The organism is Kitasatospora sp. NE20-6 (assembly GCF_045862635.1).
Genome location: NZ_BPRL01000117.1, coordinates 1 through 11,966 on the forward strand (window position 1 = coordinate 1; position 11,966 = coordinate 11,966).

10 protein-coding genes are annotated in these 11,966 nt (G+C 73.1%); 6 read left to right on the forward strand and 4 right to left on the reverse strand.

Features of this window, described 5'->3' with window-relative positions; translation table 11 throughout:
• A partial coding sequence (locus SNE206_RS39260; protein ID WP_407918388.1) for an NmrA family NAD(P)-binding protein occupies positions 1-616 on the forward strand: 616 nt, incomplete at its 5' end.
• Positions 617-695: 79 nt separating this feature from the next.
• Here SNE206_RS39260 and SNE206_RS39265 read toward each other — a convergent pair.
• Positions 696-1,394, reverse strand: coding sequence for a GntR family transcriptional regulator (locus tag SNE206_RS39265; protein WP_407918389.1), 699 nt, complete (start codon positions 1,392-1,394; stop codon positions 696-698).
• A 407-nt stretch (positions 1,395-1,801) separates the two neighbouring features.
• Here SNE206_RS39265 and SNE206_RS39270 point away from each other — a divergent pair, with 407 nt between their 5' ends.
• The 3 genes from SNE206_RS39270 (at position 1,802) to SNE206_RS39280 (ending at position 5,806) form a co-directional block, all read left to right on the forward strand.
• The gene (locus tag SNE206_RS39270) at positions 1,802-2,380 is read left to right on the forward strand and encodes an NADPH-dependent FMN reductase (protein ID WP_407918390.1); all 579 of its coding nucleotides are present in this window, start codon (positions 1,802-1,804) and stop codon (positions 2,378-2,380) included.
• A gap of 212 nt (positions 2,381-2,592) precedes the next feature.
• Positions 2,593-3,231, forward strand: coding sequence for a nuclear transport factor 2 family protein (locus tag SNE206_RS39275; protein ID WP_407918391.1), 639 nt, complete (start codon positions 2,593-2,595; stop codon positions 3,229-3,231).
• 163 nt (positions 3,232-3,394) lie between these two features.
• Positions 3,395-5,806 carry a SpoIIE family protein phosphatase gene (locus SNE206_RS39280; RefSeq protein WP_407918392.1) on the forward strand — a complete coding sequence of 804 codons (2,412 nt, stop codon included), beginning with the start codon at positions 3,395-3,397 and terminating at the stop codon, positions 5,804-5,806.
• A 98-nt stretch (positions 5,807-5,904) separates the two neighbouring features.
• Here SNE206_RS39280 and SNE206_RS39285 read toward each other — a convergent pair whose 3' ends face one another.
• The 3 genes from SNE206_RS39285 to SNE206_RS39295 form a co-directional block, all read right to left on the reverse strand.
• Positions 5,905-6,540 (reverse strand): CoA transferase subunit B, encoded by a 636-nt coding sequence (locus tag SNE206_RS39285; protein ID WP_407918393.1) that lies wholly within the window; start codon positions 6,538-6,540, stop codon positions 5,905-5,907.
• Complete coding sequence (locus tag SNE206_RS39290; protein ID WP_407918394.1) at positions 6,540-7,319, reverse strand: CoA transferase subunit A; 780 nt, start codon at positions 7,317-7,319, stop codon at positions 6,540-6,542. The genes SNE206_RS39285 and SNE206_RS39290 overlap by 1 nt, the downstream gene beginning before the upstream one ends.
• Before the next feature lie 1,482 nt (positions 7,320-8,801).
• Positions 8,802-9,359, reverse strand: coding sequence for an Lrp/AsnC family transcriptional regulator (locus SNE206_RS39295; RefSeq protein WP_407918395.1), 558 nt, complete (start codon positions 9,357-9,359; stop codon positions 8,802-8,804).
• Positions 9,360-9,482: 123 nt separating this feature from the next.
• On the opposite strand from SNE206_RS39295, the gene SNE206_RS39300 reads away from it, so the two are divergent.
• Complete coding sequence (locus SNE206_RS39300; protein ID WP_407918396.1) at positions 9,483-11,825, forward strand: transketolase-like TK C-terminal-containing protein; 2,343 nt, start codon at positions 9,483-9,485, stop codon at positions 11,823-11,825.
• A gap of 29 nt (positions 11,826-11,854) precedes the next feature.
• Positions 11,855-11,966, forward strand: a 112-nt coding sequence (locus SNE206_RS39305) for an FAD-dependent oxidoreductase (protein ID WP_407916277.1), incomplete at its 3' end; no start/stop codon positions are given.

Consider the following 11,966-nt stretch of genomic DNA (forward strand, 5'->3'; position numbering starts at 1 on the left):
CGGTCGTGCCGTGGTGGCGGAGGCGCGGCGGCACGACGTGCAGCACTTCGTGCAGTTCTCGGTGGTGCACCCGCAGATCGAGGCGCTCCTCAACCACCAGGCCAAGCTCGCGGTCGAGCGGGCCGTGATCGAGTCGCCGATCCCGTTCACGATCCTGCAGCCGATGCACTACCTGCAGAACATCGACGTCGCCGGCACCGTCGCGTCCGGTGTCTACGGCAAGCCGCACTCGGCGGAGTCCCGTCTCGCGCACGTCGACCTGGAGGACGTCACCGAGGTGGCGGCGAAGGTGGTCGGCGACCCGCACCACCACTACGCGACCTACGAGCTGTCGGGCAGCGACTACGTCACGGGCCACGAGATCGCCGCCGTCCTCGCCGAGCTGTCGGGCCGTCCGGTCGTCGCCGAGTTCGAGGCGCTCGCCGACCTCGTGAGCCCCGAGCGCCAGCGGCTGGCGGAGGCCGAGTTCCCGTACGACATCATGTACCGCCTCTTCGGGCACTACAGCCGCTACGGCATCACGGGCAACCCGAACGTGCTGACCTGGCTGCTCGGCCGCCCCCCGACGACGCTCCGCGCGTACGTCCTGCGCGAGCTGCAGGCCGCGCGGGCCTGACTGCGACCTGCCGCGCCCCGGCCGTGCCGGACCCGCGGACGGTGTCGTACCGCCCGCACGGCCGGCAGCGGGCGGTGCGTCAGGAGCTCCTGGCGGCCATCACGTCGGGGATGGCGGCGAGCGCGCGCAGCGCCGTCTCCTCGTTCCGGGTGAGGTGGACCAGCACGGCCTCCGCGACGGCGTCGGGATCGCGCAGGCGGAACGCCGCCAGGAGGACCTCGTGGGCGTGCCGGCGGCGCAGTTTGTCCTCCGGCTCGGGGTCGACCCGGCTGAAGCCGATCCGGATGTAGCGTTCGGCGGCGCGCCACAGCATGTTGAGGACCCGCATCTCCCACGTGCCGGCCGCGGGTGCGAGCAGGGCGGCGTGGAACTCGTGGTGCGAGTCGTAGACCGTCTGGATGGTGTGCTGCGGATCCCCGAAGTCCTCGACCTTGGCCTGCAGCCGGTCCAGCTCGGCGTCGGAGATCAGCTTGCAGGAGCGGCTGGCCAGCTCGGGTTCGAGGTTGCGGCGGATCCGGTAGATCCCCTGGAGGTCGTCGAGGTCGAGCGGTGCCACGCAGGCGCTCCGGCCCGGCCGGGTGATCACGAGCCCCTCGCCCTCCAGGTTGCGCAGCGCCTCCCGCACCGGGATGAAGCTGACGTCGAGCATGGCGGCGATCTTGCGCAGGGAGAACGTCTCGCCGGGTGCGAGGTCTCCCGAGACGATCGAGCGCCGGAGTTCGGCGGTGACCAGATCCGGGACCGACCGGGTCTCGATCGGCTGGACGGGGGGCTTCATCAGTGCTCCTGCTTTCACGCTCAACGTGGTGTCCAGAGTAGCGCCGACAGTGCTTGCCGGGCGGCGCCCGTACGGCTGTCCCGCATGTGTCATATGATATAACAGTTCTGTGGTCCGGGGCGGTGCATTCTCCGTGACTCCCGGCCCCCGTCCGGGCTTCCGGCCCCTCCGCCCCGGACCGCCCCACGCCGGCCACCCACGCCGGACCGCTCCCGGCTCCGGGCCCCGGGCCCCGGGCGTCGGTCCCGCGACCGTCACCGTCACCGCGGCCTGCTCGCCCGGCCGTCCGGCCGTCCTGCCTCCCGACCGTCCCGGCGGCGGCGGTGCAGCGGGACGGATGCCGGTGCGGTCCGTCCCGGCAGCGATCAGTACGACGAATCCCCGTCCGCCAGCCTCCGAGGAGCATCATGTCGACCACCGCGCGTCCCCTCCTGCAGATCCACGTCGGAAGCACCCGGCCCAACCGGATCGCGCCCGCGTTCGCCGCGTGGTTCGCCGCGGCGGCCGAGGAGCACGCGGCCTTCGAGGTCGAGGTCGTCGACCTCGCCGAGGTGGGCCTGCCGCTCCTGGACGAGCCGAACCACCCCCGGCTCCGGCAGTACGTCCACCAGCACACCAAGGACTGGAGCGCGACCGTCGAGCGCGCCGACGCCTTCGTGCTGGTGACGCCGGAGTACAACTACGGCTACAGCGCCGTCACGAAGAACGCGCTGGACTACCTCTGCCAGGAGTGGGCGGACAAGGCGGTCGGCTTCATCAGCTACGGCGGCGTCGGCGCGGGCGTCCGGGCCGTCCAGCAGCTCAAGCAGGTCGTGACCACGCTGCGGATGGTGCCGGTGCTGGAGTCGGTCAGCATCCCGTTCGCCTGGGACAAGCTCACCGCCGAGGGCGGGGTCGCCCCGGACGCCGTCCTGGACGGCGCCGCGGCGCTCATGCTCGGCGAACTGGCCCGGCTGACCGGGAAGCTGCGGCCGGCGGACCGCTGAGCCGGCCCGGGGCGCGTCGGAGGGCGCGTCGAGGGGCGCGTGTCGAGGGCGGTTCCGGGCCCGGCAGGCCGTCGGCCGGCCGGGCCCGGCGGTGGTGCGCAGGAGCGGCGTCCGCAGCCGTTCCCCCGCCCACCGGCGAGGAACATGGTTGACAACAGTGCGATGTGCCGCCCGGCGAACGACGGGCGCACCCGTGGCAACAGGAGGACCGGATGGGAACGGCAGACGTGGGCGTCGGTGCACGAGGAGCGAACCCCGCAGGGAGCGGCAGCGATGTCGCGCTCGTCACCCAGGTCGTCCTGGCGGAGCGTCAGGGACGCGACCGCGGCTGGTGGGAGCAGATGGCGGCCCTGTACTGGCCGGACTCCACGGTCCACCTCAGCTGGTACAACGGTGACGGATCCGGCTTCGTGGCGGGATCCGCGGCGATGGCCCGGCGCGGCGCCGTCGCCCTCCACCACATGTTCGCGCCGGTCGTCCACGTGCGGGGCGACCGGGCCTACGTCGAGGCGTCCCTCGCCATGCGGTTCCAGGTCGACATCGACGGCGTGACGGGCGACCTCGTCTCCTGCACCCGCCTGAACTACCGCCTGGAGCGACGGGCTGACGTCTGGGGGATCCTGTCGCTGGACGCCGTCTACGAATACGCCACCCTCACCCCGTCGGTGCCGGGCCAGAGCATCGTGATCCCCCCCGAGGAACTCGCCGGGTACCGGTCCAGCTACGCGGTACTCGCGTGGAACATCGCACGGGAAGGACGAGTCCCCAGCCAGGACGAGCTCGGCGACGACCGTCCCGAGGAACTGGCGGACTTCTACGCCACCGTCTGGACCTGGCTGAACGCCGGGTGACCCCGGCCGCCACCCGCCCGCGCGCGACCCCGCACCGCGGGTGCCCGGCCCCGAGTGCCCCCGCCGTCGGCGGGGGCACTTCCGCGTGCGCCGGAGGGCCGCCGACGGCTCCTGCGAAACGGTACATAGGCGTACATTGACGATAGATGCCCCCGATCGGTTGGTGAGGGCCAGCGTGGAGAACTGCGACGGTCACGACGACGGCGGCCCCGACCGGGCCGACGACGCCCTGACGGACGTGGTGGCCGCCCTGATCGACGATCACGGCACGGTCAGGCAGTGGTCCGGGGCCGCCGCGGACCTGCTGGGACGGCCCGCCGAGGAGGTCTGCGGCCACCCCGTCTCCCGCGTGTTCGCCGAACCGGTGCCACCGGACGGCGGCCTCCCGCCGCAGGCGCACCTGCCCGGGGGTACGGTGCTGCTGCGCCACGCCCGCGGGCACACCGTCGCCGTCCGGTGCCGCGTGCTGCCGCTGGAGGGGGCCGGCCACCGTCTGCTCCTCGCCGTCCCCGTCGACCGCGCGGAGGAGTTCGAACAGGGAGCGGCACTGGTGCGCGCCCTGTTCGAGCAGGACCGCGTCGGCGTCGTGATGCGGAACACCGACCTGACCGTCGCCCGTACCAACCTCGTGTCCGCCACCCGGCTGCACCTGCCGGTGGGCAGCACGCCGTCGGACGTGATGGCGGCCCCCGACGCCGCCTCCGCGGAGGCGGGGCTGCGCACGATACTGAAGACCGGGGTGCCGATCGTGGACAGGGCCCAGCACGTGCGCACCCTGGAGGAACCGGCACGCGAGTGGTCGTTCTCCGTGACGGCGCTGCGGACGACGGACCGCCGCGGCCGGCCGTCGGGGATCACGGTGCTGCTGACCGACGCGACGGAGGAGTGGCTCGCCGCCCGGCGGCTGCGCCTGCGGCACCAGGCCGCGATCCGGATCGGCCCCTCGCTGGACGTGACGCGCACCGCCCAGGACATCGTCGACGTCCTCGTGCCCGGGTTCGCGGACCTCGCGGCGGTCGACGTCGCCGAGGCCGTCCTGGTCGGCGACGAGCCGCCCAGGGGGTTCGTCGGCGGTGACCTCCACCTGCACCGTACGGCGGCCCGCGCGGAAGGCGGCTGGCCGGCCGGCCTCCTCCAGCCCGGGAACGCCTTCCCCACGCTCCCGGACCGGAGAGTCATCCGGATCCTCAACGAGGGGCGCACGTTCGTCGCCGACCGCGCCATGCTCGAACAGGCCGTCGGCGAAGGCCCGCTGGGCAGGCTGCTGATCCCCGAGGGCGGACGCCACCTGGCCGTGGCCCCGCTGTTCGCCCGCGGCCTGGTCCTGGGCATGATCGGCGCGTGGCGCATCGACCGCGACGAACCCTTCGACCAGCAGGACGCGGACCTGCTGACCGAGATCGCCGCACACGCCTCGCTCAGCATCGACAACGCCCGCCGCTACACCCGTGAGCACCGCGCCGCCGTCGCCCTGCAGCGCCGCCTGCTGCCCGCCTCCACCACGCACACCCCGGTGGTGGAGGCCGTCGGCAGGTACCTGCCTGCGGCCGGCGGCGCGGAGATCGGCGGCGACTGGTTCGACGTGATCCCGCTGCCCTCCCTGCGGGTGGCCATGATCGTCGGGGACGTGTTCGGACACGGGCTGCACGCGGCAGCCACCATGGGGCGGCTGCGCACCGCCGTACAGACACTGGCCGACCTCGAACTGACCCCGGACGAACTGCTCACCCGGCTCGACGAACTGGTGGCCCGGCTCGCCGCCGAGGCCGGCCCGGCGGAGCGCGACACGGTGGGCGCCACGTGCCTGGTCGTGCTGTACGACCCGGTCACCCAGCGGTGCACCGTCGCCAGCGCCGGGCATCCGCCGCCCGTCGTGGCCGAACCGGACGGCACCGCCCGGCCCGTCCCGGTGCGGCCCGGCCCGCCGCTGGGCGTGGGCGGCCTGCCGTTCGAGACGTCCACCGTGCACCTGCGCCCGGGCAGCTGGCTCGCCCTCTACACCGACGGCCTGCTCGGGCGACCCGCCGGGGACGTCGACGTCGACGTGGCCGTGGGCCGGCTCGCCGACCGCATCACCGCACTCCACCGCTCCGGATGCCCCCTGGAGACGGCCTGCCACCTCCTGACCACCGAGCGGGCGGGCCTCCCGGCGGACGACGACACCGCCCTGCTGCTCGCCCGCATCCGGCCGCTGCACGCCGACGCCATCGCCGAGTGGGAGTTCCCGGCCGACCCCGCCACGGTCGCCGACGCCAGGGCGGTGGCCGGCGGCAAGGTCCGCGAATGGGGGATGGGCGATCTCGACTTCGCCGTCGAGCTGATCGTGAGCGAGCTGGTCACCAACGCGATCCGGTACGCGGGCGGCCCGATCGGCCTCCGGCTCATCCGCGACTCCGTGCTGGTCTGCGAGGTCGACGACCCGAGCAACTCCCAGCCCCGGCTGCGCCGCGCCTCCCTCGGCGACGAGGGCGGCCGCGGGCTCTTCCTCGTCGCCCAGATGAGCAGCCGCTGGGGCAGCAGGTACGGGCGGTCGGGAAAGACCATCTGGGCGGAGCTGGAGACCTCGGCGGACTGACCCGCTCCTTCCTCACGCCGCGCGACCCGGTGCCGCTGGCACCGGGTCGCGTCGTCGGAAGCGCCGCACGCCGCCGCACCCGCGGCTGCACGCCGCACCTACGGCCGGACGGTCACCGGGGCCGCGCTGCGGGTGACGACGTCCTCGGGGGTGACGCCCGGGGCGGTCTCGACGAGGACGAGGCCGTCGGGGGTGACGTCGAGGACGGCGAGGTCGGTGATGATGCGGTGGACGCAGGCCTTGCCGGTGAGGGGCAGGGTGCACTCCTGGACGATCTTGGGGGTGCCGTCCTTGGCGGTGTGCTCCGTGAGGACGACGACGCGGCGGGCGCCGTGGACGAGGTCCATGGCGCCGCCCATGCCCTTGACCATTTTTCCGGGGATCATCCAGTTGGCGAGGTCGCCGGTGGCGGAGACCTGCATGGCGCCGAGGATCGCGGTGTCGATGTGGCCGCCGCGGATCATGCCGAAGGAGAGCGCGGAGTCGAAGAACGCCGCGCCCGGCAGCACGGTGACGGTCTCCTTGCCCGCGTTGATCAGGTCCGGGTCGACCTCGTCCTCGGCCGGGTAGGGGCCGACGCCGAGGATGCCGTTCTCCGACTGGAGCACCACCTGCACACCGGCGGGCACGTGGTTCGGCACCAGGGTCGGCAGGCCGATGCCGAGGTTGACGTAGGCGCCGTCGTGCAGCTCCGCCGCCGCCCGTGCGGCCATCTCGTCGCGGGTCCAGGCCATCAGTCCACCGTCCCTCGGGTCGTGGGCACGGAGACCGTGCGCCGTTCGATCTGCTTGTCGGCGGCCTGCCGGGAGGTGAGGGGAACGACCCGCTGGACGAAGACGCCCGGCAGGTGGATCTCGTCGGGGTCGAGTTCGCCGGGTTCGACGAGTTCCTCGACCTCGGCGATCGTGATGCGGCCGGCCATCGCGGCGAGCGGGTTGAAGTTGCGGGCGGACCTGTCGAAGACGAGGTTGCCGTGCCGGTCGCCGCGGGCGGCGCGGACGAGCGCGTAGTCGGTGGTGATGCCGTGCTCCAGGATGTGGTCGCGGCCGTCGAAGGCCCGCACCTCCTTCCGGGGGGAGGTGACGACGACCCCGCCGGAGGCGTCGTGACGCCAGGGGATGCCGCCCTCCGCGACCTGGGTGCCCACGCCGGCGGGCGTGTAGAAGGCGGGGATGCCGCAGCCGCCGGCCCGTAGGCGCTCCGCCAGGGTGCCCTGGGGCACGAGCTCCACCTCGACCTCGCCCGTGAGGTACTGCCGGGCGAACTCCTTGTTCTCGCCGACGTAGGAGCCGGTGATCCGGGCGATGCGCCCGGCGGCGAGCAGCACGCCCAGGCCGTGGCCGTCGGTGCCGCAGTTGTTGGAGACCACGCCCAGGCGGGTGGTGCCGCACCGGTGCAGGGCGGAGATCAGGGCGGACGGTATGCCGCACAGCCCGAACCCGCCCACGGCCAGGGTGGCGCCGTCGCCGATGTCGGCGACCGCGAGGTCGGCATTGATGATCGTCTTGTCCATGGAACCCTTCATGTCATCGAAGCGATGGAGGTGGGGAGGCCCGGCGGCCTCGGCGGTGCCGGGCACGGAGTGGTCGGCTGCCACCGCGGCGGGGTGCCCGGCCCGAGGGCCGTCCGGAGCCGGGCGAGCAGGTGCTGAGCCTCCGTCACCGGAGCTGCGGGCGGCGGCGCGGGCGGGAACGGCCTCGTGGTGGCCGGGCCGTCGAGCCCCGGCCGTACCGGGGAGCCCGGACCCCGCGGGCGTGCCCGGCCCTGTCGGGCGTCGGAGCACGGGCCGCAGACGGGGAGCGCGGAGAGGGGGTCCACGGGGGCGTCCGGGCCGGGGAAGGCCGTGTGGGCGCAGACGAGGAGATGGTCGTGCCCGGAGGGGGCGCACTGGCAGGTGCATTCGGTGTACATGGCGATGAATTCCCGGTGGGCTGAGCGCCTTCGCGGCGGTGCGGCGGCAGGCGCGGGCCATGGCATGCGGTGGTGTTCGGTGGTGTGCGCGACCGGCCCGGTCGGCGGGGATCCGGCGCGGCCCGCGGTGGTGCGGGCGGTGCGGCCGGGCTCTCCCTGACAGGGGCTCACCTTCCCGGTGCGGCACGGCTCCGGTGCCACCTGATCGTGGCCGGTCGCGTGCTGCAGGGAAAGAAAGTCGTTGCGGACGAGAACAGCACCGCGCCGCGGCGCGCACAAGCACCCGCGAAGAATTCGCGCAGTATGCGCAATCCCGGGCCCCCGGACCTTCGGGGAGTGTGCATTGTGCTCAGGCCGGAGCGGACCTCCCGGCCGGCGTCCGCGGCCCCTGCCGAATTGACGCCGTATTGACCTCGTATTGGCGGGGCGGGGATTCGGGGCCCCGGCCGGGGCGGCGGATCTGCTCGTCCGCGGTGCGTTTTCGGATCAGGAGATGTGGCGGGCGCCATACCGGTCATGCCCGGCCGCTCTCCCGGCGATTGCCCGAACCCGCTCCGACCTGCGGCGGAGCGGCGTGCCACGGCCTGATCCCGGATGTCTTCCGGCCCGGTCCGTGCGGCCTGCGACCGCATCTCCCTTGCTGTTATAACAGCGACCGCTTACAGTGGCTGCCACGCAGGGCGCAGCACATTCACCCTCGCCGGGTGTGTGCACCGGGCGGCGATCGCCGTTACGCCCCCGGCCGGTTCCGGAACCGTCGACTTTCCTTTCGGTCCGGTTCCGGAACCGTGCGCAGGCATCCGGGAACTGCCGCGCCCTGCTTTTGTCCGATCGTGCGCAACAGCCGTGAATCGAGGCGGTCATGAATGCTCTGGGCGGGGTGCGCCGGAAATGGTCCGGCGCACCGGCTTCTCCGAGGCGGCTGTCGTCGCCCGTCAATTCCGGACAGGTCGCGGCGGGCGGCCGGATCGGCCTGGTCGCTCCGGGTGCGGCCGAACCCGAGCCGCCCGGGCCGGCCGGGTCGCTCCCGGGCGACCCGGACCGGGCGGCCTGAGCGCAGACCGTCAGGCCACGGTGCGGGCGGTCACCGTGACGGGTGCCGGTTCCCTGCCGTGTGGCGGGGAGGCTCGACCCCGGCGACCCGCCGCAGCAGCGGGGTGAGCCGGTGCGGCACCAGCTCCCGCATCGCGAGAGCGGTGTTGGTCCGCTCCACGCCGGGGCTGGCGAGGATCTGCCCGGCGATCCGGTAGAGGTCCTCGGCGTCGGCGGCGACCACCCGGGCGAGCAGGTCCGTCCCGCCGCTGAGGCCGACGACCTCGACCACCTCGGGGATGGCCGCGAGCGCGTCGGACACCTCGGCGAGCCGGTGCTGGTCCACCTGCATGGTCACGAAGGCGGTGAGCGGATAGCCCAGCGCACTGGGCAGGACCCAGCGTTCGCCGGAGCCGAGGGCGCCGCTCTGCTCCAGCTTCGCCAGCCGCGCCTGGACGGTGTTGCGGGACAGCTCCAGGCGCTGGGCCAGGGCGAGGACCGTGGCCCGCGGCTCGTCCGCCAGGGCGAGAAGGATCCGGGCGTCGGTGGCGTCGACGGTCCGGCCACTGTTCACGGTGTTCAAGCGGGCACCCCTCGTCAGCTTGATCATTGAGCATATTGCTCAACAATTTGAGCACGTGTTGTCCATATGAAGCGTGCCCTGTCTACTTGCGAAGCACAAAGTTGATTCTACGCGGCAGGCGCGCAGATGAGGTATCGGAGGTGTCGGACCATGGTCATGAGTGCCGCGTCGGCTGGATCGGAGACGCCGGGCCGCTCCCGGCAGGACGTGCTGGAGACCCTTCGGGCGGTCGAGCAGCGCGTGCTGTGGCTGTCGACGGCGATCGTCGACCAGGCGAACCGGGTGCGCCCCAACCCCGAAGGGCTCAAGGTCGGCGGCCATCAGGCGTCCAGCGCCTCCATGGCGTCCATCATGACGGCGCTCTGGTTCCACCACCTCGGCGCGGACGACCGCGTCTCCGTGAAGCCGCACGCCTCACCCGTGCTGCACGCGATCAACTACCTGCTCGGTGAACTGGACGAGACGTACCTGGGCACCCTGCGCGCCCTCGGGGGCCTGCAGAGCTACCCCAGCCGCACCAAGGACCCCGACCCGGTGGACTACTCCACCGGATCGGTGGGCATCGGTGCCACGGCGCCGATCTGGGGGGCGATCGCCCGCCGCTACGTGGACGGCCGCTTCGGACAGGCCGGCCACGGCCGCCAGTTCTCGCTGCTCGGTGACGCCGAACTCGACGAGGGCGCGATCTGGGAGGCCGTCCACGACCCCATGGTCGCCGGCCTCGGCGAGGTCGTGTGGGTCGTCGACCTCAACCGGCAGTCCCTCGACCGGGTGGTCCCCGACATCGCCGCCGACCGGCTGCAGGGCGCGTTCACCGCCGCCGGATGGCAGGTGCTCACCCTCAAGTACGGGCAGCAGCTCCAGGAACTGTTCACCCGCCCCGGCGGCGACGCCCTGAGGGTGCGTCTGGACGCCATGGGCAACCCCGAGTACCAGCGGCTGCTGCGCTGCACGCCCGAGCAGCTGCGCGACCGCCTGCCCGGCACCGGCTCGACCCGCGAGCCGATCAGCCGCCTGGTCGCGGACCTGGACGACACCGAACTGCACGCCGCGGTGCGCAACCTGGGCGGCCACGACCTCGGGGCGCTGCTGGACGCCTACGAGGCCATCGACGACACGCGCCCGACCGTCATCTTCGCCTACACGGTCAAGGGCCGCGGGCTCGCCAACGAGGGCCACCCGCAGAACCACTCCTCCCTGCTGACCGAAGGACAGATGCGGGAGCTGGCCGCCCGCGTGGGGACGGACCTCGACAACCCCTGGGGCCGCTTCCCGGAGGGCAGCGCCGAATCCGCACTGTGCCTCCGCGCGGCCGACCGGCTCCGGCGCGCGGAGCTCCCCGCGCAGCAGTCCCCGTCCGTGCCCGCCGACATCGGACGCACCCCGTCCGGCACCGGCACCACCCAGCAGGCCCTCGGCAGGGTCCTGCTCGACCTCACCCGGCAGGCGCCCGAGGCGGCGGCACGGATCGTGACCGTCAGCCCGGACGTCAGCTCCTCGACCAACCTGGGCGGCTGGATCAACAAGGTCGGCATCTGGTCGGCGGCCGAGCGCACCGACTGGTTCGCCGACGACGCGGAGACGATCCTGCACTGGCGGGAGCGCCCCACCGGCCAGCACCTCGAACTCGGCATCGCCGAGACCAACCTGGTCGGACTCCTCGGCGAGCTCGGCGCCACCTGGAGCCGCTGGGGACAGCCGCTCCTGCCCATCGGCGTCGTCTACGACCCGTTCGTCAACCGCGCCCTGGAGCCCTGGTCGTTCGGCATCTACGCCGGTGGCCGGTCCATCCTGGTCGGCACCCCGTCGGGCGTCACCCTCGCCCCGGAGGGCGGGGCCCACCAGTCGATCACCACCCCGTCCCTCGGCATCGAGCAGCCGGGCGTCACCAGCTACGAACCGGCCTTCGCCCTGGACACCGAGTGGTGCCTCCTGGACGCCATGAACCGGCTCGGCGGCCCGGACGGCAGCTCGGCCTACCTGCGGCTGTCGACCCGGCCGGTGGACCAGACCCTGGCCGCCGTGCCGGCCGACCCGGTCGCCCGTGAGCGCCGCCGCCGCCAGGTGGTCGCCGGCGCGTACGCACTGCGACGGCACGAGGCCCCGGCGGTGACCATCGCCGCGATGGGGGCGATGGTCCCCGAGGCCCTGGCGGCCGCCGACCGGCTGGCCGCGCTGGGCATCGGTGCCGACGTCGTCTGCGTCACCAGCCCCGACCTGCTCTTCCGGGCCCTGCAGGCCCGGCGCGGGCTGGAGGACGGGTCGCACCGGATCCTGGACCAGGTCTTCCCCGCCGACCGTGCCACCCCCCTGGTCACCGTCCTCGACGGCCACCCCCACACCCTGGCGTTCCTGGCCACGATCAACAACGTGCCGGTCACCTCGCTCGGCGTCACCCGGTTCGGGCAGTCCGGGACCATCCAGGACGTCTACCGCTACCACGGCATCGACACGGACAGCGTCGTCGCCGCCGCCCTCGACCTCACCGACTGACATCCTCTTTCCCCCATGGAGGACGTGACGTGGCGAACGACGCCAGCACCGTTTTCGACGTAGTCATTCTCGGAGGCGGAAGCGGCGGTTACGCCGCGGCGCTCCGCGCCGCCCAGCTGGGTCTGAGCGTCGCACTGATCG

Excerpts from the sequence above, each read along its gene's own strand:
- SNE206_RS39265 (WP_407918389.1), bottom strand. The coding sequence starts at position 1,394 with ATGAAGCCCCCCGTCCAGCCGATCGAGACCCGGTCGGTCCCGGATCTG.
- SNE206_RS39300 (WP_407918396.1), top strand. The coding sequence starts at position 9,483 with ATGGTCATGAGTGCCGCGTCGGCTGGATCGGAGACGCCGGGCCGCTCC.
- SNE206_RS39295 (WP_407918395.1), bottom strand. The coding sequence starts at position 9,359 with ATGATCAAGCTGACGAGGGGTGCCCGCTTGAACACCGTGAACAGTGGC.
- SNE206_RS39290 (WP_407918394.1), bottom strand. The coding sequence starts at position 7,319 with ATGGACAAGACGATCATCAATGCCGACCTCGCGGTCGCCGACATCGGC.
- SNE206_RS39285 (WP_407918393.1), bottom strand. The coding sequence starts at position 6,540 with ATGGCCTGGACCCGCGACGAGATGGCCGCACGGGCGGCGGCGGAGCTG.
- SNE206_RS39275 (WP_407918391.1), top strand. The coding sequence starts at position 2,593 with ATGGGAACGGCAGACGTGGGCGTCGGTGCACGAGGAGCGAACCCCGCA.
- SNE206_RS39270 (WP_407918390.1), top strand. The coding sequence starts at position 1,802 with ATGTCGACCACCGCGCGTCCCCTCCTGCAGATCCACGTCGGAAGCACC.